Source organism: Achromobacter xylosoxidans (assembly GCF_014490035.1).
GTDB lineage: Bacteria > Pseudomonadota > Gammaproteobacteria > Burkholderiales > Burkholderiaceae_B > Achromobacter > Achromobacter bronchisepticus_A.
Map to the genome: position 1 here is coordinate 2,014,644 of NZ_CP061008.1, position 25,880 is coordinate 2,040,523.

Below are 25,880 nucleotides of genomic sequence, written 5' to 3' on the forward strand. Positions count from 1 at the left end.
CTTAGCTGTTGAGGTTGACGACGAGGTTGCCGTATTCGTCGGCGCGCGCCTGCTGGCCCGGCAGCACGACGGTGGTCGAACTCATTTCCTCGATCACGGCCGGCCCGTCCAGGGGCTCGCCCACCGGCAGCAGGGCGCGGCGCAGGATGGGCGTGTCCACCCATCCCTCCCCTTCGAAGTACACGTTGCGGCGTTCCTTCAAGGCGCCGGCCACGTTTTCGCCGCCTTGCACGCGGGCCAGGGGCGCGCGCGGCACCAGGCCGGTGGCGCGCACGCGGCAATTGACGATCTCCACCGGACGGCCGGCGGCGTCATAACCATACTCGCGCACGTGCGCCGCGCTGAATGCCGCCACGAACGCATCCAGCGGCATCAGTTGCATGCCGTCCAGCGGCACGGCGATCTCGAAGTTCTGGCCCTGGTAGCGTGCGTCGATCACGGCGGACAGGCGCTGCTCCGAGTCGCCCACGCCTTCGCTGGACAGCCAGGCGCGCGCCTTGCCGGCCAGGGCTTCCAGCGCCTGCCGCACGGCGGTCCAGCCGTTCGCGGTGGCGTGCGCCATCAGCGTCTGCACGAAGTCCATGGAAATGTCGGACAGCAGGATCCCGCGCGCGCACATGGTGCCGGGTTCTTGCGGGATCAGCAGGGTGCCGATGCCGCAATCGCGCGCCAGTTCGGCGGCATGCAGGCCGCCCGCGCCGCCAAAGGCGCAGAGGGCAAACTTGCGGATGTCGTGACCCCGTTCGGTGGAGACCGCGCGCACCGCACGCGCCATGTTGGAGTTGGCGATGCGCAGAATGCCGTAGGCGGCTTCCTCCACGCTCAGCCCCAGCGGGCGGGCGATCTGCGCCTCCAGCGCCTCCCGCGCCTGGCGCGCATGCACGGCCATGCGGCCTTCCAACAGCGCGACCGGGTTCAGTCGGCCCAGCACGACGTGGGCGTCGGTGATGGTCACGACCTGGCCGCCGCGGTTGTAGGCGATGGGACCAGGGACCGCGCCCGCGCTCTGCGGGCCGACCTTCAGCGCGCCCGCGTCGTCGATGCGCGCGATGCTGCCTCCGCCCGCGCCGATGACGTGCACGTCCACCATCTGGGTCTTGACCGGATAGTCGGCCACCAGGCGGCTGGAGGTGAACAGCGGCCGCAGCTCGGCCACCAGCGACACGTCGGTGCTGGTGCCGCCCACGTCGAAGGTGATCAGGTTGGGCAGGCCCGCCACGCGGCCGAGTTCGGTGGCGCCGATCACGCCAGCGGCCGGGCCCGACACGCAGGTGCGCACCGGCGCCGTCAGCACCGATTCCACGGACATCAGGCCGCCGTTGGAATGCACCGTGGTCGGCTCGGCCGCCACGCCCATGGCGCGTACCGAACTGACCAGGCTGCGCATGTAGCCGGCCATGCGCGGGCCGACATAGGCGTTGAGCGCAGTGGTGGACATGCGCTCGTACTCGCGGAACTCCGGCAGAATTTCGCTGGAAACGCTCAGGTAGACGCCCGGCAGGTGCTCGGCCAGGATGTCGCGGGTGCGGCGTTCGTGCGCATCGTTGCGGTAGCTGTGCATGAAGCAGATGGCGACCGATTCGACGCGGGCTGCGGCCAGCTCGCGCGCCACTGCCACCACCTCGTCTTCGTCCAGCGCCTGCAGCACCGAACCATCCGCGCCGACGCGTTCAGTCACTTCGAAGCGCCACTCGCGCGGCGCCAGCGGCTGCGGCTTGGTGACGTTGTAGTCGTAGAGATGGGGGCGTGTCTGCCGGCCGATCTCCAGCACGTCGCGAAAGCCGCGCGTGGTGACCAGCGCGCAGCGCGAACCCCTGCGCTCGATGACCATGTTGGTGGCCACCGTGGTGCCGTGGCCCACGTGCGCGAGTTCGGAGCCGGCGATCTCGTGTTCGCGGATCAGATGGGCCAGGCCCGTCTGGATGGCCTCGGCCGGATCGTGCGGCGTGGAGGGCACTTTGAAATAGTGCAGTTCACCGGAATGCTCGGCAAGCAGGGTGAAATCGGTGAACGTGCCGCCTACGTCGAAGCCGACGCGAAAACGGCGGGCGCCCGGGGCGGATGCTGTCTGGGTCACGCTGGTCTCCAGGATGCTGGCGCACAAGGCGCCGGGAGTGGGATGACCAGAATGCTATTGATGCACCATCATTCGGTCCAATCAAAGATTGGTATCAGTGATTATCACTGGCGTGAATGATTTATCAGTACGGATGGGACTCCGCCGGCTGCGCCTGGTCGAACACCATCCCCTGCGCCTGGCAAACCTTCAGGATTTCCTCGCGCAGCCAGCGATGTGCCGGAATATTGTCCGAGCGTTCGTGCCAGATCAGGTTGACGGTTCGCTGCGCGAAGGGAAAGGGCGCCTCGACGGCTTCCAGTAGATGGCTGTAGGGACTGTTGCGCACGGTGTTCAGGGGCACCACGCAGATCAGGTCGGTTTCGGCCAGCAAGCGCGGCGCCAGCGCGAACTGGTTGATGGTGAGCACCACATTGCGCTTGTAGCCATGGGGCGCGAGCTCATGGTCGATCAGGGTCGGCGTGCCCAGCAGGCTGACCATCAGGTGCCGCGCGCGCAGGAAGCTGTCCAGCGTGAAGCGCGGCAGCGCCAGCAGCGGATGCCCTTTGCGCATGGCGCAGACGTAGGTCAGTGTTTCCAGCGGCAGGGTGCGCAGGGACGAGCCGAAGTTCGAATACACGCCCGCCGCCATGTCGACTTCGCCTTTTTCCAGCAACACGCCGGCGTTGTCCAGCGAGTAGGGATGCAGATGGATGCGGACATTGGGCGCCACCGTCTGCTGCTCCACGAACAGCGGCCGGATGACCTGATCCGCCACGTAGTCGGACATGGCCATGCGGAACACGGCCTCGGAGCGCGCCGGATCGAAATCGTTGCGTTCCAGTGTGTCGGCGATGCGGGCCAGCGCGTCGCGGATCGGGGGCCACAGGAGTTCGGCGCGCTGCGTGGGCAGCACGCCGCCCTGTATCTTCACGAACAGCGGGTCCTTCAAAGTCAGGCGCAGCCGGTTGATGGCATTGCTGACTGCGGGCTGCGTCATGTGCAGCGCAGAGGCCGCACGCGTGACGTTGCGTTCGGTCATGACCGCATCAAAGATGCGTAGCAGGTTCAAGTCCATCGAGGTCAGCATCGCAGTCTCAGGTGATTATCAACATTGGTGATAGAGATCTATTTTAATTGTTGATTAGCCATATAACGCGGGACCGCTTAATCTTCCCCCGGTGCAAGCGCAGTCGATACACCACGAGGGGAAATCATTGATGGTCAAGCATCTGAAAACTCTGGCCGCTGCCTGTCTGGCGGCCGGGATCGCCGCGCCCGCGATGGCCGCGGACGCCTATCCCAGCAAGCCGATCACGATCGTCCTGCCCTACGCAACGGGCGGGTCGGCCGACATGCTGGCGCGCTTCGCCGCGCAAGCCCTGCAGACCGAGCTGGGCAAGCCCGCCATCGTCGAGGCCAAGCCGGGCGCGGGCGGCGTGCTGGGTACCGAGTTCGTCTCGCGCGCCGAGCCGGACGGCTACACGCTGGCGCTGACCGCCAGCGGCACCATGGCCGTCAATCCCTACGTCTACAAGCTGCGCTACAAGCCGCTGGAAGACTTCAAGCAGATCACTGTGCTGGTCGACCTGCCTTTCGTGGTGGTCACGAACAATGAATTCCCCGCCAAGAATCTCAAGGAATTCATCGACTACGGCCGCAAGAACCCGAACAAGATCACCTTCGGCAATGCCGGCCTGGGCACCCAGCAGCACCTGACCCAGCTCATGTTCGCGCGTGCCGCCGGCATGCAGGTCAACATCGTGCCCTACAAGGGCAGCAGCCCGGCCATGAACGATTTGCTGGGCGGCCATATCGATGCCGTGCTGGACAACACGGGTGTACAAACGCCCTTCATCAAGGCCGGCAAGGTGCGGCCCTTGTTCGTCACCAATCCGGAACGCGTGGCGGCCTTGCCCGATGTGCCCACCGCGCCAGAAGCCGGCTTGCCCGGGTTCTCCGCGGTCGCCTGGTTCGGTCTGGCCGCGCCCAAGGGCACGCCGGACGAGATCGTCGACAAGATCCAGCAGGCCCTGGCGCGCGAGTTCGCCAAGCCGGAAATGAAGCAACGCCTGCTGGACCTGGCGATGATCCCGCGCGTGTCGACGCCGGCTGAAACCACGGCGCGCGTAAAGAGCGATTTGGAAACCTTCGGCAAGATCGCCAAAGAGGTCGATCTCAAGCCGATGTGACCTCCGGGCGCGCGGCATTGTGCCGCGCGTTTGCAGGGCCTATTGCCTGCGGTTCTCGATCTCCAGCTGCCGCAGGTATTCCGCGCCCGTGCGCATCCTCACATATTCGGCGTGGCGCTGGCGGTACTTGAGGCTGAAGACATCGGGTTTCTGCGACCCGCGGTAGAGATCTGCCATGCCCGAGCGCTTCCACAGCGCCAGATCGGCGCGCACTTGCGCGCGGGTCTTGGACGCGGCGGCGGGCGGGGACGGCGGGTAATCCAGGTCGCCATAGGTGACGAGGCCGGCGTTCTTTGCCTGCGCCAACTCGAGCTTGACCTGTTCACGGGTCATCGGCTCGGCCTGGACGGCCGGGGCCGCGACGGCGACGGAAACGGCGAGGATCAACAGGGTCAGACGGTTCATATTTTCTCCATGCTTCGAGGGGCGTGGAGAAATTCTAGGCAAGGGGCGCCGACAGAATCCGGGCAGGCGGATTAGGTTTCTGTAATGTCGGCCGCCGCGATGCTGAAGCCTATGGTGGTGGTCCGGTTGGCCGACCTGGCGTAGCTGCGGCCGCCGTGCATGCGCGCGATCGCGGCGACGATAGCCAATCCCAGCCCATGATGGTTGGCATCGAACTCACGCGCGCTGTCGCTGCGGTAGAAGCGGTAGAAAAGCCGCGGCAGATGTTCTTCCGGTATCGGTTCGCCCGCGTTGCGCACCGAGATCAGGATTTCGCCAGCGCTGCCGGGCTTGATCTCGACCTCGATCACGCTGTCCGGAGCGGCATAGCGTACGGCGTTCGAGACCAGGTTCGACACGGCGCGCTGAAACAGGGTGCGATCGACCTGCGCCGACGCATCGCCTACCACCGCGATATCGACCCCCGCGTCCAGGGCCTCGGCCTCGTGGTACTGCGTCACCTCCTGGACGATGGCGGCCAGGCTGGCTTGCCAGCTGCCTCGCGCCTGCGCGCCGCGGTCGGCCTGCGACAGGAACAGCATGTCGTTGACGATGCTGGAGAGGCGCTGCAGTTCTTCCAGGTTGGAACCCAATGTTTCGCGCAAGGCCTGCGGCGACGGGCGCGTGCTCAGCGCCAGCTCGGTCTCGCCGATCAGCGTTGCCAGCGGCGTGCGCATCTCGTGGGCTACGTCGGCGTTGAATCCCTCCATCTGCACGTAGGCGCGCTCCAGCCGCTGCAGCACCGCGTTGAACTGGCGCACCAGGGGCCGGATCTCGCAGGGTTGGCCGCTTTCGTCCAGCCGTTCGCCGATGCGGTCTGGAGACAGTTGCGCGGCCTGCTTGCCCAGTGCATCCAGTGGCGCCAGTCCTCTGCGCACCAGCAGGGTTCCGACCGCCGCCACGACGATGGCGCCGGCCAGGGCGCAGGCGAACAGGGTCCAGGCCAGCGCCTTGCGCAGGAGGATATCGCTGGAGATGTCCAGCACCAGCTCGGCGTTCATGGCGTCGCCGGGCCCGCCGGGGAAGGGCAGCGTGAAGGCGATGCGTCGCTCATGCGTGAAGTCGTTGTCGCCGGCGATGGGGCTGCCGTAATAGACCTTTTCGCCGTCGATCTCCAGCACCAGCGAGAAGTCGGGGCGGCCATAGAAGAAGTCGCTGAGCTTGTGGCGCAGGCGGGTGGAGTCCTGGCTGGCGGCGTTTTCCTCGACCAGGTGCCGTACGACTTCGACCTTCTGCTGCAGCAGCGCTTCCTGGCGGCTGGCCAGGTTGAGGTTGGTCGCGTAATAGACCGCCACGCATACCAGGCCGAGCGCAATGAAGGTCTGGATCGCCAGCCAGCGCGACAGCCAGCGGTGCAGCGATTTGGGGCGCTGCCCGGGCATCAGTCGCTCCGCGGTTCGAGCACGTAGCCCATGCCGCGCACGGTGTGCAGCAGTTTCTTGTCGAAGGGTTCGTCGACCTTTCCGCGCAGGCGGCGGATCGCGACTTCAACCACGTTGGTGTTGCTGTTGAAGTTGATGTCCCACACCTGTTCGGCCAGTTCCAGTCGCGACAGGACTTCGCCCTGCTTGCGCATCAGCAGGGCCAGCAGGGTGAATTCCTTGGCGGTCAGGTCCAGCCGCACCCCGTCGCGGCTGGCGCGCCGGCGCAGCAGGTCCAGTTCCAGCCCGTCGATGCGCAGCACGTTCTGGGCAATGGTCTCGGTCTGGCCGTGGCCGCTGCGTCGGCCCAGCGCCAGCACGCGAGCCAGCAGTTCCGACAGGGCGAAAGGCTTGGCCAGGTAGTCGTCGGCGCCGTCGCGCAGGCCCTTGACCCGGTCTTCGAGCTTATCGCGCGCGGTCAGCATCAGGACCGGGACGCGGCTGGTCTTGCGGATCTCGGCCAGCACCGAAAAGCCGTCCATGGCGGGCAGCATCACGTCCAGCAGGACTAGGTCGTACTGGCTTTCACGCACCAGATGCAGTCCGGTGACGCCGTCCTGGGCCACATCGACCACGTAGTTGTGTTCGGTCAGCGCTCGCCGCAAGTACTCGGCGAGTTTTTTTTCGTCTTCGATTACGAGTACTTTCATGTCAGCGGAAATAAAAAGAGTGCGCGGAAGTCCTCGGATGCTGCGTCTATTCTAGGCGGAATCGTTCTGCGGGAATAAACGCAAACAGGGCGGCCCAGCCGCCCTGTGCAGCGCTGGCGGGCACGCGGAGCGCGTGCGCCACGGGCCCGGCGCTCAGCCCGGGGTGTAGATCTCGTCCAGGCGGGCGCGTTCGGCCGGCGTCATGGCTTCCAGCTCCGCCATGGCATCGGCGCGGGTGCGGGAGGTGCCTTGCTTGGCCCAGCCCGGCTTGGCGGCGTTCAGATTGGTCAGGAACCACTGCTTAGGGTCGGACTTGGCCACGGCCAGTTCGGTCTTTACTTCGTCGCGCGTCTTGCCGCTGGCGGCGTGATCCGGCGCGATGGCGTAGCCGATCTCGGTGTTGGTCTGGTGCCAGGTGCTGGATGCGCTGGCGGCAAAGGGAAGGGCCAGGGCGGAACCCAGGGCGAGGACAGCGGAAATGGTTTTGATCTTCATGGATATCTCCCAGGTTGAGCGCGGCGCCGGTCGCGGTGTTGCGTCAGGCGCATACACGCTGTTTGTGTAGCGACGGTGACACTCTACGGACCCATGCCCGTCAATTCGCCGACGCCCTGATTACGTTTTCGTAAGGCCGCGAACCTTACGGAAATGTCATTTTTCTGTCGCTCGATTGACGAACCCGCCTGGATACATTGCCGGCTCGCCCTTTTCTTGGTTGAACCATGCATGTATCCGTCCTGCCGCTGACCCTGGCGGCCCTGATGATTGCCGCGTCTGCTTCTGCGTCCGCCCAGGACGCGGCCGCGGCCCGAATGCCTGCGCCGGCGCAGCAGAGCCAGAATGGCGGCGTGCTGACGCTGGAGCGCGCCCTGGCCGCGGCGCTCGAGCGCAATCCCGGATTTTCCGCGGCGAAGAATGAGGCCGCGGCGAGCGAGGGCCTGCTCAAGCAGGCGGGCGTGCTGCCCAACCCTTCCATCGACGTGAGCGTGGACGACACGCAATCGGCCACGCGCACCACTACCGCCATGTTGAACGTCCCGCTGGAAACCGGCGGTAAGCGCGCCGCGCGGGTCAAGGCGGCGGGGCTGTCCAGGGACCTGGCGCGCCAGGGCGTGGCGGACACTCGGGCCGGCCTGCGGGCGGCGGTCATTGCGGCCTACTTCGACGTGGCGGTGGCGCAGGAGTCCGTGCGCGTGACGCGCGGCACCGTGGATATCGCCAGCGGCGCCTTGCGGCTGGCGGAGAGGCGCGTGGCCGCCGGCAAGGCGCCGCCGCTGGAGGGCAGCAAGGCCCAGGTCGCCCTGGCCAATGCGCGCATCGAGGCGCGCGCGGCCGAGGCTGCGCTGCTGGGCGCGCGCCGCAAGCTCGGCCTGCTCTGGGGCGAACCGGAGCCGGCCTTTGCCAGCGTGGGCGCGGATCTGAACGCACTGCCGGAACGGGCGTCGATAGACGAGCTGCGGGCAGGCCTGGCCGCATCGCCCAGGATGGAGGGCGGCAAGCTTGCCGTCGACCTGGGGCAGGCGCAGCTGGAGGTCGAGAAGAGCAAGCGCTATCCCGACATTACGCTGAGCGCTGGCGTGGCCCGCGACAACGAAGCGGGCCGCGACAAGGCCCAGCTCGGCGTGTCCATTCCGCTGCCGATCTTCGACCGCAACCAGGGCAATGTCTACGCCGCCACCATGCAGGCGTACAAGGCACAGGACCAGTACCGCGAGCTGGAGTCCGGCCTGATGGGAGAGCTGCTGCAGGCCGTGACCCGTTTCGATCTGGCGGCGGGCTCCGCGCGCGAGTACCGCAGCGCGGTCCTGCCTGGCGCCACCCAGGCCTATGAAGCTGCGCGTAAAGGCTTCGAGGCGGGGAAGTTCGGCTTTCTGGAAGTGCTGGACGCGCAGCGCACCCTCTCCGACGGAAACATTGCCTACCTGACGGTGCTGGCATCCGTGTACCAGGCTTCCGCGGATATCGACCGCATTCTTGGACGTTGAAACGAGCATAAGAAATGGCAAAGCACAAGAACAAGCAACCCCCCAAGATGTGGACCGCGGCCGGCCTGTGCGCGGCGCTGCTGTTGGCGCCCCTGTATCCGGCGCAGGCGGCGGGCGAGGCCGACCACGGTCATGTCGAGACGGAACAAGGCGCGGAGGCGCCGCAGGAACAGGAAAAAATCGCGCTCACGCCCGAGCAGGTCGCTGTGGCCGGCATCAAGTCCGAGGTTGCCGCGCCTGCCGCGCTGGCGACATCGGTGCAGTTCCCCGGCGAGATCAAGTTCAATGCGGACCGGACCGCGCACGTGGTGCCGCGCATGGCCGGCGTGGTGCAAAGCGTATCGGCGGACCTGGGCCAGCAGGTCAAGAAGGGCGAGCTGCTCGCCGTCCTGTCCAGCTCCGCGCTGTCCGAGCTGCGCAGCGAATGGCTGGCGGCGGCCAAGCGGCGCGACCTGGCCGCCCAGACCCACAGGCGCGAACTGCGCCTGTGGCAGGAAAAGGTATCCGCCGAACAGGACTACCAGGCGGCGCGCACCGCGCTGCAGGAGGCGGAAATCGCCGTGCAGAACGCGGAGCAGAAGCTGCGCACCGTGGGCGCCGAGCCGCGCTCCAAGGACCTGGGCAGCCTGGAGATCCGCGCGCCCTTTGACGGCGTGGTGGTGGAGAAGCACATCGCGCTGGGCGAGGCCTTGCCCGACAACGCCAGCATCTTCACCTTGTCGGACCTGCGCACCGTCTGGGCCGAATTCGTGATCGCGCCCAAGGATCTGCAGGATGTACGCGTAGGCGAAGCGGCCAGCGTGAGCTCCGCCGCCTTCGCCGGCAAGGCCGAGGGCACGGTGTCATACATCGGCTCGCTGCTGGGGCAGCAGACGCGTACGGCCACCGCGCGCGTCACGTTGGAGAATCCGGACATGGCCTGGCGTCCAGGGCTTTTCGTTTCCGTCGACGTGGTCACGCGGATGTCGGACGCCGCGGTGACGGTGGCATCCGACGCGGTCCAGACCATCGACAACGAGCCTGCCGTGTTCGTGGAGGTGCCTGGCGGCTTTGTGGTGCAGCCGGTGAAGCTGGGCAAGGCTTCGAACGACCGGGTCGAGGTGCTGTCGGGGCTTGCCCCCGGCACGCGTTATGCGGTCGAGAACACCTTCGTCCTCAAGTCGGAGCTGGGCAAGGCCGGCGCCGAGCACGCACACTGAGGCGGAGCGGAACATGTTTGAACGTTTGATCCGTTTCGCCATCGAGCAGCGCTGGCTGGTGCTGTTCGTCACCCTGGGCATGGCCGCCATCGGCGTCTACAACTATTCCCGGCTCGCCATCGATGCGGTGCCGGACATCACCAACGTCCAGGTCCAGATCAATGCCGGCGCGCCGGGGTATTCGCCGCTGGAAACCGAACAGCGCGTCACCTATCCGATAGAGACGGTGATGGCCGGCCTGCCGGGGCTGCAGCAGACGCGTTCGGTGTCGCGCTACGGCCTGTCGCAGGTGACGGTCATCTTCAAGGACGGCACCGACATCTATTTCGCCCGCCAACTGGTGAACCAGCGCCTGCAGGAAGCGAAGGAGAACCTGCCCGAGGGCGTGACGCCCATGATGGGGCCGATATCCTCGGGCCTGGGCGAGATCTACCTGTGGACGGTGGAGGCGCAGGACGACGCGAGGAAGCCGGATGGCTCGCCCTACACCCCCACGGACCTGCGCGAGATCCAGGACTGGATCATCAAGCCGCAGCTGCGCAACATTCCTGGCGTCACGGAGATCAATGCCATCGGCGGCTACGCCAAGGAATACCAGGTGGCGCCCAGCACCGAGAAGCTGGCCTCCTACGGACTGGCGCTGACCGACATCATGGCCGCGCTGGACAGGAACAACGCCAACATCGGCGCGGGCTACATCGAACGCAAGGGTGAGCAGTACCTGATCCGGGCGCCGGGGCAGGTCCGTTCCATGGACGACATCCGCGACGTGGTGCTGGCATCCGTGGAGGGCCAGGCGATCCGGATACGCGACGTGGCCGAGGTGTCCATCGGGCGCGAGCTGCGCACGGGGGCTGCCACCAGCAACGGCGAGGAAGTGGTGCTGGGCACCGTGTTCATGCTGTTGGGCGAGAACAGCCGCTCGGTGTCCCAAGCGGTGTCCGTCAAGCTGGAGGCCATCAACAAGTCGTTGCCGGCCGGCGTGCAGGCAGTGACGGTCTACGACCGCACCACCCTGATCGACAAGGCCATCGCCACCGTCAAGAAGAACCTGCTGGAAGGCGCGGCGCTGGTCATCGTCATCCTGTTCGTGTTCCTGGGCAACATCCGCGCGGCGTTGATCACGGCGATGATCATCCCGCTGTCCATGCTGTTCACCTTTACCGGCATGGTGACCTACAAGGTCAGCGCCAATCTGATGAGCCTGGGCGCGCTGGACTTCGGCATCATCGTCGACGGCGCAGTGGTCATCGTGGAGAACTGCGTGCGGCGCCTGAGCCACGCGCGGGCGCACCATGGCAGGCCGCTCACGCGCAGCGAACGCTTCCACGAGGTGTTCGCGGCCGCGCGCGAGGCCCGCAGGCCGTTGCTGTTCGGCCAGTTGATCATCATGGTCGTGTACCTGCCGATCTTCGCCCTGACGGGGGTGGAGGGGCGCATGTTCCATCCCATGGCGCTGACCGTGGTGCTGGCGCTGCTGGGGGCGATGATCCTGTCCGTGACCTTCGTGCCCGCCGCCGTGGCGCTGTTCATGGGGAACAACGTCTCCGAAAAGGAGAATCGCCTGATGGCCTGGGCCAAGCGCCGCTACGAGCCCCTGCTCGACGTGGCGCTGCGCCGTACGCCGCTGATCCTGGCGGGAGCAACCGTCTTCGTAGTGTTGAGCGGGGTGCTGGCGGCGCGCATGGGCAGCGAGTTCATTCCCAACCTGAACGAAGGCGACATGGCGATCCAGGCATTGCGGATCCCCGGCACCAGCCTGACGCAGTCCGTCGAGATGCAGAAGCAGCTGGAGACCCGGTTGAAGCAGAAGTTCCCGGAGATCGAGCGCGTGTTCGCCCGCACCGGCACAGCCGAGATCGCGTCCGATGCCATGCCGCCCAGCATTTCCGATGGCTACATCATGCTCAAGCCGATGGACCAGTGGCCCAGCCCCAGGAAGACCCGCGCCGAGCTGTTGGCGGCGATCCAGAAGGAAGCCGACCAGGTTCCCGGCAACAACTACGAGTTCTCCCAGCCCATCCAGCTACGCTTCAATGAGCTGATCTCGGGCGTGCGCAGCGACGTAGCGGTCAAGGTGTTCGGCGATGACAACGACGTGCTGAACCGTACGGCGGCGGAGATCGCCGAGGTCTTGCAGACGATACCGGGCGCCTCGGAAGTGAAGGTCGAGCAGACCACTGGGCTGCCGATGTTGACCGTCAACATCGACCGCGCCCGGGCCGCGCGCTACGGGCTGAGCATGGCGGATGTCCAGGACACCCTGGCCATCGCCGTGGGCGGCCGCGAGGCGGGAACCTTCTTCCAGGGCGACCGGCGCTTCGACATCGTGGTGCGCCTGCCCGAGGCAGTGCGCGAGAACCTGTCCGCATTGAAGAAGCTGCCCATAGCCCTGCCCAAACAGGACGGGCAGGCGCAGGCCGCCTACATCCCTCTGAGCGAGGTCGCCACCTTCGACCTGGCGCCGGGCCCCAACCAGATCTCGCGCGAGGACGGCAAGCGCCGCATCGTGGTCAGCGCCAACGTGCGCGGCCGCGACCTGGGCTCTTTCGTGTCGGAGGCCACTGCCGCCATCGGGCAAAAGGTGCAGGTGCCCGCGGGCTACTGGACCTCCTGGGGCGGCACCTTCGAGCAGCTGCAATCCGCTGCCAAGCGCCTGCAGATCGTGGTGCCGGCGGCGCTGGTGCTGGTGTTCGCGCTGTTGTTCGCGATGTTCGGCAACGTCAAGGACGGGCTGCTGGTGTTCACCGGCATTCCCTTTGCGCTGACCGGCGGCGTGATCGCCTTGTGGATGCGCGGCATCCCCCTGTCCATCACCGCGGCGGTGGGCTTCATCGCGCTGTGCGGGGTGGCGGTGCTGAACGGCCTGGTGATGCTGTCGTTCATCAGCGGCCTACGCGTAGAGGGCAAGTCCGTGGCCGAGGCCGTGCGCATCGGGGCGCTGACGCGGCTGCGTCCGGTGCTGATGACGGCGCTGGTGGCCTCGCTGGGCTTCGTGCCGATGGCGATCGCCACCGGCACGGGCGCCGAGGTCCAGCGCCCGCTGGCCACCGTGGTGATCGGCGGCATCATTTCTTCCACCATCCTCACGCTGCTGGTGCTGCCGGCCCTTTACCGCCTGGCGCACAGGAACGACGACGCCGACGAACTCGAGCTATCGAAGCCGTCGCTTGCGCGGGAGCAGGCCTGATAGAGAGGCGATCCGATGAATGCCAGACCCGATATCGATATCGCTGTGTTGGGCGCGGTCAGCCCGATACAGTTGTCCGTCATCATTCCGTTCCTCAACGAGAGGGAGGTGCTGCCCGCCTGCCACGAGCGCCTGCGGCGGGTATTGAATACGCTGGGGCTGTCCTACGAGATCGTGTTCGTGGATGACGGCAGCAGCGACGGCAGCGCCGAATACCTGCAGACGCTGCTGCGCGAGGAACGCGGCATCAAGCTGGTCAGGCTGAGCCGGAACTTCGGCAAGGAGGCCGCGATGACGGCGGGGATCGAACATGCGTCCGGGGCCGCCGTCATCCTGCTGGACGCGGATCTGCAGGATCCGCCCGAGGCCATCCCCGCCATGGTCCGCGCCTGGAAAGAGGGGGCCGACGTCGTCAGCATGCGGCGCCGCAGCCGCGCGGGGGAAAGCGTGCTGAAGCGGCTTTCCGCCTACGCCTATTACCGCTTGTTGAGCCGGCTGAGCAAGGCCGCGATCCCGCCCGATACCGGCGACTTCCGGCTGATGAGCCGGCGCGCGGTGACGGCGCTGATGCAGCTGCCCGAACGTTGCCGCTACATGAAGGGCCTGTACGCCTGGGTGGGCATGCCGACGCGCATCATCGACTACGACCGCGAGCCCCGCGCCGCCGGGACCACCAAATGGAGCTACTTGGCGCTGTTCCGCCTGGCCATGGAAGGCATCACCTCGTTTTCCACCGCGCCCCTGCGCTGGGCGACGGGGCTTGGCGCGGTCGCCGCCTTGGGCGGTGCAGTGTTCGGCGCCGCCATCATCTTCAAGACCTTGATGTTCGGCGATGACGTCGCAGGCTATCCCTCGCTGATGGCGATGATGACCTTCATGGGCGGCGTGCAGCTCATCACCATCGGCCTGTTGGGCGAATACGTGGGCAAGACCTATATGGAAAGCAAGCAGCGGCCGGTCTATCTGGTGCGCGACGTGCAGCACAGCGGACCCGCGGATAGCGCGGCATGCGGCCATGGGGGGGATGCCGCGTGCAACTGAGCGCCCGGACCATGGCCGCCGCCCTGGCGGCGATACTGGGCGTGCGCCTCTTGGCGATGGTCCTGGTGCCATTCGCCGACACGTCCGAGCCGCGCTATGCGGAGATCGCCAGGCTGATGGCGGAAACGGGCGACTGGATCACGCTCTGGTTCGCGCCGGGCGTGCCGTTCTGGGGCAAGCCCCCGCTGGGATTCTGGGCCGAGGCGCTGTCGATCCGGCTGCTGGGGCTGAGCGAATTCAGCATCAGATTCCCATCGCTGCTGGCCACGGCGGCGACGCTCGCCATTCTTTATGCGCTGGGCCGCCGCCTGTACTCGGTGCAGGCGGCCCGCTGGGCCGTGCTGGCCTATGCTTCCATGTTCCTGCCCCTGGTCGCGGCCGGGGCGGTGCTGACCGATCCGTTCCTGGCCCTGGGCGTCACGCTGAGCATGGCGTCATTCATCCTGTCGCGCGGGGCAGGGGCGGGGCGATGGCGCTACGGCTTCTTTTTGGGGCTGGCGATCGGCCTGTTGTCCAAAGGACCACTGGCCGTAGTGCTGGTGGCGGGTGCCATCGTGCCCTGGATGCTGTGGCACCGGAACGTCCGGACCAGCCTGTGGCGCCTGCCATGGGCGGCGGGAAGCGTGATGTTGGCGGCGCTGGTGCTGCCTTGGTACGTGGCGGCGGAGCTCAAGACGCCGGGCTTCATCCAGTACTTCATCGTTGGCGAGCATTTCTTGCGCTTCGTGGATCCGGGCTGGAGCGGAGACCTCTACGGCTCGGCGCACAGCAGGCGCTACGGCGCCATCTGGCTGGACGGCATCGTGGCATCGCTGCCCTGGGGCGTGTTCGGCGTCTGGCTGCTTGCGCGCCGCTGGCGCGGGCCGGCGCGGCGGGCAGGGAGATGGCTGCGCCGGCCGCGCTGGACCTACCTGTTGGCCTGGGGCGCGGCTACGCCGCTCTTCTTCACCCTGTCGGGCAATATCTTGTGGACCTACGCGCTGCCGGCCTTGCCGCCGCTGGCCTTGGCGATAGGCGCGTGCCTGAGCCGCGCTCGCACCGCGGCGCCAGCCCGCGTTGCGACGGCCTGCATGGCGTTGGGGCCGATTGCGGTGATCGTCTTCTGTGGCTTACAGCTGGCCAATCCGGAACGGCTGAAAACGGAAAAAACCCTGATTGCCCGGGCCGATGCGCTGATGACTGCCGGCGAAACGCTTTATTTCGTCGACAGCCTGCCGTTCTCGGCGCGCTTTTACTCGCGGGGCGCGGCTGGGCGGGTGTCTCTGGACGGCGTAACCGCGTTGCTGCCGCCGCGCGGCGGCAGAGTGTTGCTGGCGGTGGAGAAAGCGGACGTGCGGCGGCTGCGCGAGCAGACGGGGGCAGCGCTGGCGCCCGTCTATTCGAGCCGGCGCTACACCTTGTTGATGGCCGGCTCCGCCGCTCAGCCCCAGGCTGGATCGGCGCAGGGTGAGGCAGGTAGGGCAGGAGGCTACCAGCGATAGTCCGCCCTCAGCGTGCCGCCGTAGCCGCGCTGATCGCCGCTGCCGAGCTTGCCAAAGATGTGCCCGGACAGCCGCAAGGCATTGCCGAGCCGGCCCTCCGCACCTAGCTTCAATTCGAACGCATTGCGCGCGGATGCCGCATTCAGCGTGCTGTCTCCCATACGCACGGATGCTCTGCCGCCATCGCGCCGCCAGTTTGCTTCGAGAAACGGGTGCAACGCCGCTGTTGCCGCGCCGGCCGCGGCGCGCGGATACAGGCGCACGCCCACGCGGCTGTTCCAGGTCTTGTCTTTGTCGTTTTGCATCAGAGTGCCTTGCAGCGTGGCGTCGCGGGCCTGATAACGGCCATAGACCAGCTGCGCGGCCGGCTCCACCACCAGCCCGCCCAGCGGCGAGCCGGCAGGGAAGGGCATCAGCGCGTAACCCGACTCCAGGGAGGCCGACCACAGGTCCGAGCGATACCGTGCCGTGCCGAGTTCGCTGCTGATCTGGTTGGAATAGCGTCCATATTGCATCCAGACGTCGGCGTAGGCTCCCAGGCGTGTGGCATCGTTTGAGTAGTAGGTGAGGTATGCGCCGGCAGCATGGCCGGAAACCTTGCCGCGGGCCCGTACCTGCATCGATGAGAGAGCGCCAGGCAGTCTCAGCGACGAGGTGGAGCGGGTGCGCGCGTCGCCATAGCCGCCCATCAGCCCAGCGTACATGGCTGCGGCCTGGCCCGCCGGCATGCGCAGCAGGTCTGCTCCAAGTTGCAGGACCGCGGCGTCGGTGTCGATGTCGACTCGGCCTTCAGCCATGCGCAGGCCGCTGTCGTGGCGGCCGCTGATCCGGGTCCACAACCGGCGCTCCCCCGTGTCCTGCTGTTCGCCGGCTTCGTCGGAAGCCCGGTCGTGCAGGCCGTGGGCGAACAATCGCATGCTGGCGAGCAGATTTCCGGCATAGGCGCCGCTTTCCGGCGACACGTTCCTGGCGTCGGGCGGGGGAGGCGGCAATACGACCTCGGGCGGGGGAGGGGGCAACACGACCTCGGGCGGCGTGACCGGCGGCTTGGGAGGAGGATCAGGCGGGACCACGGGCGGAATCACTGGTGGGACCACAGGCGGAATCACAGGCGGAATCACAGGCGGCTGGGGCCCGCCGTCCGATTTCAAGTACCAGTCGGAGGCTGCGCCGCCGTTACCGCCACGGACCAGGCTGTAGTCATAGCCGTTCAGCGCAAGGGTGGCCGAGCTGGCGCGATAACCGCTGGAGCCGGCATCCAGGCGGAAGGCGTCCTGGGTCGTGACGGCGCCATTGATGGTCGCCACGACGCGTATGCCCCGTTGCGTCTGGCCGCCCGCGCCGCCCGCGTTGAGGATACGCAGCGCCGTGCCGCCCGATGCGGCGCCGCCGTCGATCACGAGACGGTCGGTCGGAGAGGCGTCGTCGCCCAGCCGGGTCTTGAGCACCAACGTTCCGCCGCCCGAGTAGTTGTTGACCGTCAGGGTCTTGAATTCTCCGCTCTGCGCTGGCGTTGCGAACAGCACTGTCCCGTCGTTGTTCAGTTCGCGCAGCATGGAGTCGTTGCGCACATGCCAGGCGCTGGATTTGTCCAGCGTCAGGCTGTTGACGCGGCCTTTGTCGCGCTGGATGACCGCGCCGGTCAGGACGGACCCGTCTCGCAGGGAGACGTCTGCGGCGCCGCTATTGATCATGATGTCGCCCGTCAGCACCGAGCGGGCCGCGGAGAGCCGAATCTGTCGGGCTTCCACCATAGTCGGACTCCCTCCGCCCAGGTCGATGACGGGGAGCGCACTTGAATGCAGCAGGATTCCCGTGTTTTCCTGGCCGCCCGCGCTTGCAGTGACCGTGGCGTTCTCCAGCGTCAACACATGATTGCCGCCGGCTATGCGCAGGGCGGCGCCGTCCCGTGTGGTGATGCGTGAGCCGTTCTTCAGAATCACGCTGTTGCTCATGCCGGGATCGGAGCCCGTGCTCCGCATACCAGATGCTCCGAGTCCCGTGATGTCGAACTGCGTGTTGTCCAGCAGGGCATCGCCTCCGTTGCGCAGAAGCAGTCCGTCGGCGCTGGCGCCCGTGGTGGTTATCGTGGAGTTCCGCGCGGACAGCCTGCCGCCGCCTTCCATGGCGGCCAAGCCCTGGGCGCCTGCGCCATGGGTGATCACCGAGGAATCTTGCAAATGGATTTGCGCGCCGGCCCGTCGGGCCAGCGCGCCTATGGCCCCGGCGCCTGATGTTTCGATCCGGACTGCGTTGGCCTCCAGGGTGGCGGAGTCGCCGAGTTCGCGCGAGACATACAAGGCATGGCCGTGGGCTATCCGGGTGGCGACCGTTCCTTGGTTTAGCGTGACTTTGCCGGCCCGGCTGTCAATGCCGACGTGGCTGGCGGCGATGGCAAAGCGATTGGCGGAAAAGGCCGTGTTTTTACCGACGAGCTGTATGCCGCGGCCCTCCGAACCGGTAGCCAAGACAGTCGTGTCTTCGAGATCTATCGCGGTGCCGGGGGCTCTGAGGTCGATTGCATATTGAAAGTCGCCCGTGGTAGTCAGCCTGGCGTTGCGGATGCTGGCGGTCGCTGCCTGTCCCTGGTATGTCGACGTCAGTCGAACGGCCTGCTTGGCCGAGGTCAGCGTGCCGCCGTGCATCTCGAGTCTTCCTCCTTCGAGATAGGCGCCCGAGCCGTTCGCCGCACTGATGTCGGTGTCGCGCACCGAAACAAACCCGTCGCGTTCCCGCGTTTGCACACCGTGGGCGGTATCCCCCGTGGCCTTGATCTGGGTGTTCACCAGCGTGATGGAGCCGCCTCGTTCCGCCACGGCTCCGGAAGCGAGATCGCCGCTGGTGGCGATTGTCAGCCTGTCTGCCTCGATCGTGCTGCCCGGCCCGTTGGCATGCAGGGCAGAGGCGTTGCCGCCCCCGGTCGAAACGGTCCCGACCCTCAGCACGATCTTGCCGCCATCCTGCGCGTAGGCGCCATGAGAGTAGCTGGCGTTCAAGGACAGGTTGGTGTCGCTGGCATCGATGATGCTGCCCGTTCCCTGGGCATGCAGTGCGTGGGAGCCTTGCCCCTGTGGGTTGTTCCTGGCCGTGACCGTGCTGTTTGTGAGCGTCACGCGACCGCCCGCGCTGGCCCGCACGCTGGCGGATTGTGAGGCCGGCTCGGCGCTGATCGTGACCTGGTCGCCTTCGACGATGTTGCCCGCGCCGGAGACATCGATGGCGGGATCGTTGCCGGTATGGGGGATGAGACTGCCGGGCGCCAGAATGATATGGCCCTTGCCGTCCGGATCATGCAGCCTGATCTGGCTGTGCTCCGCGGCCCGGCTGATTCCGGGGAGGGCGGGCAGCGTAGCGGCGAGCAGGCTTGCCACGAGTGGGGTAACGCGGAACTTCATGGGGATCTCGCGTGCTTGCAGCCGAGGCGTCCGATACATGCCGCCTTCGCAGGCTTGGCGTTGTACCGGCGTTTGCCGAGGAGGCTGGCGCGTTGCTGTGGATCCCGCAATCTTGGTTGGTGGGGAGGTGCAAAAGAATGAGAATTTTCTCGAAAGGCCTAGGGCGTGCAAGCCTCGGCGATCACGCTGGCGTTTTCGGCACAGTGCTGGATCATGGCTGAAGAAGCCGCGTTGGTGCGTCAGGTGCGATTTGCAGCAGCGGCTGCGTCTGTTCCGCCGTAGGGCAGTATGCGTTGATGCTGCCGCAACGCGCCTAGCGGGCCTGAACATGGCGTCGTCCGACGTGTTCCTGGCGGCCAAAAGCGCATCGCCGCCCGAAGCGGCGGCGATGCTTGAAGCGTCGAACCCGGCCAGGCGTGGCGCCTGGCCGGAGCGGGTCAGAAGCCCACGGCCTGGCCGTCGCGGCGCGAATCCGACGCGGCCACGTAGCCGCCTTGCGGCAGGCGGCAGATCAGTTGCGCCGAACCAAATTCCAGGCTGTCGGCAGGCGCCACCGCGACATTGTGGCCGCGCGCGCGCAGCGCGTCGACCACGTCCGCCGGCAGGTGCGATTCCACGTTGACCACCGGGCCTTTTTCCACGCGGAAGCGCGGCGCGTCACTCATGGCCTGCGGGTTCTGGCCGAACGCCGCCAGGCGCGTGACCATCTGCAGATGGCCTTGGGCCTGCATCGATCCGCCCATCACGCCGAAGGACATCAGCGGCTGGCCGCCGCGCGTGACGAATGCCGGAATGATGGTGTGCATCGGCTTCTTGCGCGGCGCGACCTGATTGGCGTGGCCGGGCGTCAACACGAAGTTCAGGCCGCGGTTGTGCAGGCTGATGCCGGTGTCGGGCACCACCACGCCGGAACCGAAGCCGTGGTAGTTGGACTGGATGAAGGACACCATGGTGCCGCTGGCGTCGGCCGCCGTCAGGTAAACGGTGCCGCCGGTGGCGGGCGTGCCCGCGACCGGCACGCTGGCGCGGTCCATGGAAATCTGGCGCGCGCGCTCGGCCAGGTAAGAGCGGTCCAGCAGGGCGGCGGCGCTGGTGCGCATGTGGCGCGGATCGGCGACGTGGTGGTGCAGGTCCGCGAACGCCAGCTTCATCGCTTCGATGCTGACGTGGTAGTAGTCCGCGCTGTCGCGGCCCATGCTTTCCAGGTCGAACTGTTCCAGCATGCCCAGCGCCATCAGCGCCGAGATGCCCTGGCCGCTGGGCGGGATCTCGTGCAGTTCGTAGCCGCGGAACGATTGCGAGATCGGCGTGACCCATTCGGGGCGGTGCTCGGCAAGATCCTCGGCGCTGAGCGCGCCGCCGGTCTGACGGGCGAAGTCGGCGATCTTGCGGGCGAGCTCGCCACGGTAGAAGCTATCGCCGCCGCTTTCGGCGATGGCGCGCAGCGTCTTGCCTTGCGCGGGAAAGCGCCACCATTCGCCGGCCTGGGGTGCACGGCCCTCTGGCAGGAAGGCGGCGGCAAAGCCCGGCTCCTGTGCCAGCTTGGGCGCCTGAGTGGCCCATTGGCGGGCGATGGTGGGCGATACCGCGAACCCTTCCTCGGCATAGGCGATGGCGGGTTCGAACAGCTGCGCGAAGGGCAGCTTGCCGAACCGTTCCGACAGCGCCTTCCAGCCCGCGACCTGGCCCGGCACGGTCACCGTGCCCCAGCCGGTGCCGGGCATGGCGTCGCGGCCGGCGAAGTACTCCGGCGTCCACGCGGCGGGCGAGCAGCCGCTGGAGTTCAGGCCGTGCAGCTGGCCGTCATGCCAGACCAGCGCGAACATGTCGCCGCCGATGCCGTTCATGACGGGTTCCACCACCGTCAGCGCGATGGCGGTGGCGATGGCGCTGTCCACGGCGTTGCCGCCGGCCAGCAGCATGCGCAGCCCGGCTTGGGCCGCCAGCGGCTGGCTGGTGGCGACCGCATTGGCGGCCAGGACCGGCATCTTCCGGGAGGCGTAGGGGAAAGACCAATCGAAGGGTAAGGACATGGAAACGGGAAACTCGTAGTGAAAATTACTGCGGCGTGATGCCGGCCTGATCGATCAGCTGCTTGGTGCGCGGGATTTCGGCCTTGATGAAGGCGGCGAATTCCTCGCGGCTGCCGCCGCGGGGCTCTGCGCCGGCTTCCGCGAGCTTACTGCGCAGCGCCGGATCGGCAAGCACTTTGTTGACGGCGCGGTTGAGCTTGTCGAGCACCGGGGCGGGCGTGCCTTCGGGGGCGACCAGACCGTACCACGGCGCGATGTCGTAGCCGGCGTAGCCCTGTTCCGCAATCGTGGGGATCTCGGGCGCCAGCGCCGAGCGCTTGGCATTGGACATGCCCAGCGCCAGCAGCGCGCCGCTCTTGGCCTGGGGTAGACCCGTCATGATGGTGTCGAAGTACATCGAGACCTGACCGCTGAGCAGGGCGGGGATGGCCTCGCCCGCGCCCTTGTACGGCACGTGCAGGATGTCGATGCCGGCCACGGATTTGAGCATTTCGCCCGCCATGTGGGAGGTCGTGCCGGTGCCGAACGAGGCGTAGGTCAGCTTGCCCGGGTTGGCGCGGGCGTAGGCCACCATTTCCGGCAGGGTCTTGAACGGCTGCGACGGGTTGGCCAGGAGGATGTTGGGGGTGTACGCCACCATCGACACCAGCGCGAAGGCGTCGGGGTCGTAGGCCAGGCGTTTTTGCAGAAAGCGGTTGGTGACGATGGCGGCAGGGCCGCCCATCAGCAGCGTGTAGCCGTCGGGGGCCGAGCGTGCCACCGAGGCGCTGCCGATGGCCGCGGCGGCGCCCGGACGGGCCTCGACGACAAAGGGCTGGCCCAGTTCCGTCGACAGCGCGGCGCCCAGTTGGCGCGAAATCAGATCGGTGGCGGAACCGGCCTGGAACGGCACGACGATGCGCACCGGATGCTGCGGCCAGTCAGTTGCCTGGGCGCCCGCTTGGGCGGCAAAGGCCACGGCGGCGGCGCCTGCCAGCGCCCGGATGAAACGAAACTTCATGAATTCCCCTTGATCGCGTTATGGAGTGCGTGCAGGGATTAGACGCAAGCGGGCGGTGCGGGGCTATTAGTATTTGCATCCATGGATCACTGGATCCAATTTGTGTTATTTTTGCGGTTATCTATCATGGCGGCTTTCGTGGGCCTATCCATCGGCCCTAGCCCCCCGGGACTCCAATGCTGCAATTCCAGAAGACAGCCATTAGCGCCGAAGACGAGGCCTACCTGCACCTGCAGCGCGAAATCCGCCTGGGCCGTTATGCGCCCGGCCAGCGCCTGGTGCCCGAGGTGGTCGCGGCCGAAATCGGCACCAGCCGCATGCCGGTACGCGGCGCGCTGCGCCGGCTGGCTTCCGAGGGGTTGGTCGAGATCCGCGCCAACCGCGGCGCGGTGGTGCGCGGCTTGAACCAGCAGGAAATGCTGGAAGTGTTCGAAATGCGTTCCGTACTGGAAGGCCTGGCCATGCGCAACGCGGTGCAGCACATGGGCGCCGAACACATCCGCCGCCTGTCGCTGCTGCTGGAACAGTTGGAGCAGGGGCCGGGCGAACATCTGGACTGGATCACCGCGCATCGCGAATTCCACGAGTACCTGTGCAGCTTCTGCCAGCAGCCGCGCCTGCTGCGCCAGATCTCGGAGCTGCATTCCGTCGTCGAACCCTACATGCGCCTGTGGGTAGCCCAGCCCGGCCGCGTCCTGCGCGTGCGCGAATCGCACCAGGAACTGATCGCCGCGCTGCAGACGCGCGACCCGGCGCGCTGCGAAGCGGCCATGCGCCAGCACGTGCTGAATACCGTGCCGGCCCTGCAGGCGTTTCTGGAACAGGCGGCCTAGGACGCGCGGCTTTGCTCTAGACTGGCGCCATCCTCCACGCGCCCGTCCCGCCATGACCGCATCTGCCGACCTCATCCGCCGCCTGGACCTGTTGCCGCACCCCGAAGGCGGCTACTACCGCGAAACCTATCGCGCCGCCGATGCCGTGACGCGCGGCGACGGCGCGCGCCGCTCGGCCAGCACCGCCATTTACTACCTGTTGTGCGACGGCGCCTGGTCGACCTGGCATCGCATCCGATCCGACGAACTCTGGCATTTCCATGCGGGCGACGCGCTGCTTGTCCATGTGCTGACGCCGGATGGCGCCTACCGCTGCTTGCGGCTGGGCGACGCGCTGAAGGATCCTGATGCCGCATTCCAGGCGGTCGTGCCGGCTGGCAGTTGGTTCGCGGCAGAACTCGCCGACCAGGCCAGCTATGCGCTGGCCGGCTGCACGGTGGCGCCGGGCTTCGAGTTCAGCGAGTTCGAGCTGGCCGACGCCGCCGAACTGCAACGGCTGCACCCCGCGCAGGCAGGCCTGATCGCGCGCCTGGCCCGCTAATCGGCGCCCTGCGCTTGCGGCTTTTTCCTGCGGGTGAACTTGGCCTCGCTCGCCAGCACGCCCGCCACGATCAGGCCGGCGCCCACCAGCGCCAGCGCCGGCAGCCGGTCGCCGGCCAGGCGTCCGACTATGCCGCCCCACACGGGCTCGCCCGCATAGATCACGGTGGCCCGGGTGGGCGATACGGATTTTTGCGCCCAGTTCATGGTCAGCTGGATGATGGCGCTGGCCAGTCCCAGGCCGATCGCCGCGCCGGCCCACAGCCACGAGAATTCCGGCACAGCTTCGCCCATCGCCGGCATCAGTGCGAACGACACCAGGCCGGCCGTCAAGAGCTGCACGAAGGTGACGCGGCGGCTGTCGACCTTCTTGGCATAGTGGCCGATCAGGATGATCTCCGCGGCGATCGCCGCGGCCCCGGCCAGCGTCGCCGCTTCGCCCACGCTGAAATTCAGCGCGCCCGCTTGCGGACCCGCCAGCAGGATCAGGCCCGCGAAGGCCAGCGCCACGCCCACCCAGCTCATCAGGCCCGGCGGCTTCTTCAGCACGGCCCATTGCAGCAGCGGCACGATGGGTACGTACATCGCCGTGATGAAGGCGGACTGGCTGCTGGTAATGGTCTGCAAGCCGTAGGTCTGCAGGAAATAGCCCAGGAACAGGGCGCAGCCGATGGCGATGCCGGCGCCTACCTCCTGGCGGGTGATCGCCGCCATGTGCTTACGGAACATCAGCAGCGCCATCAGGCCGGCGATCGTGAAACGCACGCCCACGAAGAACAGCGGTCCGCTGTGCTGCATGGCGATGTGGATGATGAGGAAGGTGCTGCCCCACAGCATGGTGACCAGCACCAGCGCGATTTCCTGGCGGGACAGGGCGAACATCGAGGTCTTGGACTTCACGGTCTGCTTCGGGCGCTACGAAATGGCGAGCACTATACAGCGCTTCGGTGACCGCTCACCGAACAGATTCCGGGATTCCGGGCGGAGCAGGCATATAGCCAGGAGTAATATGACGCGTCCGGCGTCGTCAGGCCGCTGGTAACGACAAGCCGGTACACGCCTCGTTCTTCTCGCTCCCGCCGCGCCTTTTGGGCGGCGACGGCGAATCTGGGCGCGCATAGCGGCCACAAGAAGATATCGAGGAGAAGCGCAAGTGGAGAAGCAAGAGTCGGGCGGCTGGTATTTCGGCTGGAACATCGTAGGCGCCGCTACGGTACTCACCCTGTTGACGGTCGGCCTGCGCATGGGGGTTGGGCCGTTCTTCCTGCCCATCGCGGACACCCTGGGCTTTACGCGCAGCACGCTCTCCAGCATCGTCGCGCTCGGCATGCTCTGCTACGGGCTGGCCATGCCGCTGGCGGGGTATCTGGTCGGAACGCGCGGCACCCGCTTCGTGCTGCTTACCGGCACCGCCATCGTCGTGTTGTCGATCATCTGGACGGTCTACGCGCGCGGGCCCATCGAGTTCCTGCTGTCCTTCGGCGTGGCGCTGTCCATCGGCCTGGGCTTCACCAGCCCGGTGGCGTTGACGCCGGTGATCAGCCGCTGGTTCACGCGCCAGCGCGGCATGGCGCTGTTCTTCCTGTCCACCGGTTCCATGGCCGGCATCGCTCTGATGACGCCGACACTGACCTTTGCGATCTCCGCCGTGGGCTGGCGGGAAACCCTGCTGGGCTTCGCCGCGCTGTTCGCGCTGCTGACCGTGCCGATGGCGCTCTTCGTCATGCGCGATGAAGCGCCCGAGCACACCGATCTGCTACCGCACCAGATCATCGACAAGGCCGGGCCGGCCAAAACCGCGGCGAAGCAGCCGGCGCCCAATGTGCGCGCGGCGCTGAACTCGCTGCCGTTCTGGCAGGTGGCGCTGGGCCTGTTCGCCTGTGGTTTCAGCATGAACCTTCTGGGCACGCATGGCGTGCCCATGCTGATGGACCATGGCTTTGACGCCACCACCAGTTCGCTGGGCATAGGCCTGATCGGCCTGGTCGCCATCTTCAGCACCCTGGTCCTGGGGCGCATGTCCGACCAGGTCGAACGGCGCGCCATCCTGGCCGCGATCTACCTGGTGCGCGGGCTGGGTTTCTTCGCGCTGGTCATGGTGGGGGCGCATTGGGAGCTGTACGCCGCGGCTACCCTGGGCGGCATCGCGTGGGCCGGCAGCATCGCCTTGTCGTCGGCCATTCTTGCGGACGTCTACGGCGTGCGGCTGGTGGGCGTGCTCTACGGGCTGGTCTACCTGGGCCATCAGGTCGGCGGCATGATCAGCTCATGGCTGGGCGGCTGGGCCTACGAAACCTTCGGCACGCATTGGGTGGCCTTTGGCTCGTCGGGGACGCTGCTGCTGGCGGCCGCCTTGATTTCCCTGCGCCTGCCGGCGCGGGGCTTGCCGCGCGGGGTGGCGGTGGCGGGGCGTTGAGCCC

At 67.0% G+C, this 25,880-nt stretch carries 19 protein-coding genes; 9 read left to right on the forward strand and 10 right to left on the reverse strand.

Annotation, left to right across the window (positions count from 1 at the left end):
- Position 1: 1 nt before the first annotated feature.
- Together IAG39_RS09355 and IAG39_RS09360 are read right to left on the reverse strand one after the other, a co-directional pair.
- Positions 2 to 2,077 (reverse strand): hydantoinase/oxoprolinase family protein, encoded by a 2,076-nt coding sequence (locus tag IAG39_RS09355; protein WP_165867882.1) that lies wholly within the window; start codon positions 2,075 to 2,077, stop codon positions 2 to 4.
- Positions 2,078 to 2,201: 124 nt separating this feature from the next.
- Complete coding sequence (locus IAG39_RS09360) at positions 2,202 to 3,146, reverse strand: LysR family transcriptional regulator (RefSeq protein ID WP_059371854.1); 945 nt, start codon at positions 3,144 to 3,146, stop codon at positions 2,202 to 2,204.
- A gap of 130 nt (positions 3,147 to 3,276) precedes the next feature.
- Between IAG39_RS09360 and IAG39_RS09365 the strand changes: the two genes are divergently transcribed.
- Entirely contained in the window at positions 3,277 to 4,248 is a 972-nt protein-coding gene (locus IAG39_RS09365; RefSeq protein ID WP_054453494.1) for a Bug family tripartite tricarboxylate transporter substrate binding protein, read from the forward strand.
- 39 nt (positions 4,249 to 4,287) lie between these two features.
- Here the strand turns inward: IAG39_RS09365 and IAG39_RS09370 are convergent, their stop codons facing one another.
- The 4 genes from IAG39_RS09370 to IAG39_RS09385 all read right to left on the reverse strand — a co-directional run bounded on the left by IAG39_RS09370 (position 4,288) and on the right by IAG39_RS09385 (position 7,258).
- On the reverse strand, positions 4,288 to 4,653 hold the full coding sequence (locus IAG39_RS09370; RefSeq protein ID WP_118933225.1) for a DUF4148 domain-containing protein: 366 nt from the start codon (positions 4,651 to 4,653) through the stop codon (positions 4,288 to 4,290).
- Between the two features lie 71 nt (positions 4,654 to 4,724).
- Positions 4,725 to 6,074 (reverse strand): heavy metal sensor histidine kinase, encoded by a 1,350-nt coding sequence (locus IAG39_RS09375; RefSeq protein WP_059371857.1) that lies wholly within the window; start codon positions 6,072 to 6,074, stop codon positions 4,725 to 4,727.
- The gene (locus IAG39_RS09380) at positions 6,074 to 6,763 is read right to left on the reverse strand and encodes a heavy metal response regulator transcription factor (protein WP_054453490.1); all 690 of its coding nucleotides are present in this window, start codon (positions 6,761 to 6,763) and stop codon (positions 6,074 to 6,076) included. The genes IAG39_RS09375 and IAG39_RS09380 overlap by 1 nt, the downstream gene beginning before the upstream one ends.
- Positions 6,764 to 6,916: 153 nt before the next feature.
- Positions 6,917 to 7,258, reverse strand: a complete 342-nt coding sequence (locus IAG39_RS09385) for a DUF4148 domain-containing protein (protein ID WP_118933224.1) — start codon at positions 7,256 to 7,258, stop codon at positions 6,917 to 6,919.
- A gap of 227 nt (positions 7,259 to 7,485) precedes the next feature.
- Here IAG39_RS09385 and IAG39_RS09390 point away from each other — a divergent pair, with 227 nt between their 5' ends.
- Genes IAG39_RS09390 through IAG39_RS09410 form a run of 5 tightly spaced genes read left to right on the forward strand, consistent with a single transcriptional unit; the run spans position 7,486 to position 15,659 of the window.
- The gene (locus IAG39_RS09390; RefSeq protein ID WP_118933223.1) at positions 7,486 to 8,748 is read left to right on the forward strand and encodes a TolC family protein; all 1,263 of its coding nucleotides are present in this window, start codon (positions 7,486 to 7,488) and stop codon (positions 8,746 to 8,748) included.
- Positions 8,749 to 8,762: 14 nt separating this feature from the next.
- Positions 8,763 to 9,947 (forward strand): efflux RND transporter periplasmic adaptor subunit, encoded by a 1,185-nt coding sequence (locus IAG39_RS09395; protein WP_118933222.1) that lies wholly within the window; start codon positions 8,763 to 8,765, stop codon positions 9,945 to 9,947.
- A 13-nt stretch (positions 9,948 to 9,960) separates the two neighbouring features.
- On the forward strand, positions 9,961 to 13,137 hold the full coding sequence (locus tag IAG39_RS09400) for a CusA/CzcA family heavy metal efflux RND transporter (RefSeq protein WP_118933221.1): 3,177 nt from the start codon (positions 9,961 to 9,963) through the stop codon (positions 13,135 to 13,137).
- Between the two features lie 15 nt (positions 13,138 to 13,152).
- A complete protein-coding gene (locus IAG39_RS09405) occupies positions 13,153 to 14,178 on the forward strand; it encodes a glycosyltransferase family 2 protein (protein WP_118933220.1) in 1,026 nt (341 codons plus the stop codon).
- On the forward strand, positions 14,169 to 15,659 hold the full coding sequence (locus IAG39_RS09410; RefSeq protein WP_118933219.1) for an ArnT family glycosyltransferase: 1,491 nt from the start codon (positions 14,169 to 14,171) through the stop codon (positions 15,657 to 15,659). Before IAG39_RS09405 ends, IAG39_RS09410 begins: the two co-directional genes overlap by 10 nt.
- On the opposite strand, the gene IAG39_RS09415 is transcribed toward IAG39_RS09410, so the two are convergent.
- From IAG39_RS09415 to IAG39_RS09425, 3 genes are all read right to left on the reverse strand, one after another.
- Positions 15,647 to 19,054: an autotransporter outer membrane beta-barrel domain-containing protein gene (locus IAG39_RS09415; RefSeq protein ID WP_165867881.1), complete on the reverse strand. Its 3,408-nt coding sequence runs from the start codon at positions 19,052 to 19,054 to the stop codon at positions 15,647 to 15,649. The two genes, IAG39_RS09410 and IAG39_RS09415, sit on opposite strands and share 13 nt — an antisense overlap.
- A gap of 437 nt (positions 19,055 to 19,491) precedes the next feature.
- On the reverse strand, positions 19,492 to 21,087 hold the full coding sequence (gene ggt / locus IAG39_RS09420; RefSeq protein ID WP_118933217.1) for a gamma-glutamyltransferase: 1,596 nt from the start codon (positions 21,085 to 21,087) through the stop codon (positions 19,492 to 19,494).
- Positions 21,088 to 21,112: 25 nt separating this feature from the next.
- Positions 21,113 to 22,087: a Bug family tripartite tricarboxylate transporter substrate binding protein gene (locus IAG39_RS09425; protein ID WP_059371866.1), complete on the reverse strand. Its 975-nt coding sequence runs from the start codon at positions 22,085 to 22,087 to the stop codon at positions 21,113 to 21,115.
- Between the two features lie 176 nt (positions 22,088 to 22,263).
- On the opposite strand from IAG39_RS09425, the gene IAG39_RS09430 reads away from it, so the two are divergent.
- Both IAG39_RS09430 and IAG39_RS09435 read left to right on the forward strand, forming a co-directional pair.
- Positions 22,264 to 22,920, forward strand: coding sequence for a GntR family transcriptional regulator (locus tag IAG39_RS09430; RefSeq protein ID WP_059371867.1), 657 nt, complete (start codon positions 22,264 to 22,266; stop codon positions 22,918 to 22,920).
- 52 nt (positions 22,921 to 22,972) lie between these two features.
- Positions 22,973 to 23,461 (forward strand): cupin domain-containing protein, encoded by a 489-nt coding sequence (locus IAG39_RS09435; protein WP_118933216.1) that lies wholly within the window; start codon positions 22,973 to 22,975, stop codon positions 23,459 to 23,461.
- Here the strand turns inward: IAG39_RS09435 and IAG39_RS09440 are convergent.
- Positions 23,458 to 24,342 carry a DMT family transporter gene (locus tag IAG39_RS09440; protein ID WP_118933215.1) on the reverse strand — a complete coding sequence of 295 codons (885 nt, stop codon included), beginning with the start codon at positions 24,340 to 24,342 and terminating at the stop codon, positions 23,458 to 23,460. The two genes, IAG39_RS09435 and IAG39_RS09440, sit on opposite strands and share 4 nt — an antisense overlap.
- Before the next feature lie 271 nt (positions 24,343 to 24,613).
- On the opposite strand from IAG39_RS09440, the gene IAG39_RS09445 reads away from it, so the two are divergent.
- Entirely contained in the window at positions 24,614 to 25,876 is a 1,263-nt protein-coding gene (locus IAG39_RS09445; RefSeq protein WP_059371870.1) for an MFS transporter, read from the forward strand.
- Positions 25,877 to 25,880: the final 4 nt, after the last annotated feature.

Coding starts and splice junctions, on each gene's coding strand:
- IAG39_RS09385 (WP_118933224.1), bottom strand. CDS start 7,258: ATGAAGATCAAAACCATTTCCGCTGTCCTCGCCCTGGGTTCCGCCCTG.
- IAG39_RS09375 (WP_059371857.1), bottom strand. CDS start 6,074: ATGCCCGGGCAGCGCCCCAAATCGCTGCACCGCTGGCTGTCGCGCTGG.
- IAG39_RS09380 (WP_054453490.1), bottom strand. CDS start 6,763: ATGAAAGTACTCGTAATCGAAGACGAAAAAAAACTCGCCGAGTACTTG.
- IAG39_RS09365 (WP_054453494.1), top strand. CDS start 3,277: ATGGTCAAGCATCTGAAAACTCTGGCCGCTGCCTGTCTGGCGGCCGGG.
- IAG39_RS09440 (WP_118933215.1), bottom strand. CDS start 24,342: ATGTTCGCCCTGTCCCGCCAGGAAATCGCGCTGGTGCTGGTCACCATG.
- IAG39_RS09390 (WP_118933223.1), top strand. CDS start 7,486: ATGCATGTATCCGTCCTGCCGCTGACCCTGGCGGCCCTGATGATTGCC.
- IAG39_RS09395 (WP_118933222.1), top strand. CDS start 8,763: ATGGCAAAGCACAAGAACAAGCAACCCCCCAAGATGTGGACCGCGGCC.
- IAG39_RS09370 (WP_118933225.1), bottom strand. CDS start 4,653: ATGAACCGTCTGACCCTGTTGATCCTCGCCGTTTCCGTCGCCGTCGCG.
- IAG39_RS09400 (WP_118933221.1), top strand. CDS start 9,961: ATGTTTGAACGTTTGATCCGTTTCGCCATCGAGCAGCGCTGGCTGGTG.
- IAG39_RS09425 (WP_059371866.1), bottom strand. CDS start 22,087: ATGAAGTTTCGTTTCATCCGGGCGCTGGCAGGCGCCGCCGCCGTGGCC.
- IAG39_RS09405 (WP_118933220.1), top strand. CDS start 13,153: ATGAATGCCAGACCCGATATCGATATCGCTGTGTTGGGCGCGGTCAGC.
- IAG39_RS09430 (WP_059371867.1), top strand. CDS start 22,264: ATGCTGCAATTCCAGAAGACAGCCATTAGCGCCGAAGACGAGGCCTAC.
- ggt (WP_118933217.1), bottom strand. CDS start 21,087: ATGTCCTTACCCTTCGATTGGTCTTTCCCCTACGCCTCCCGGAAGATG.
- IAG39_RS09415 (WP_165867881.1), bottom strand. CDS start 19,054: ATGAAGTTCCGCGTTACCCCACTCGTGGCAAGCCTGCTCGCCGCTACG.
- IAG39_RS09435 (WP_118933216.1), top strand. CDS start 22,973: ATGACCGCATCTGCCGACCTCATCCGCCGCCTGGACCTGTTGCCGCAC.
- IAG39_RS09360 (WP_059371854.1), bottom strand. CDS start 3,146: ATGCTGACCTCGATGGACTTGAACCTGCTACGCATCTTTGATGCGGTC.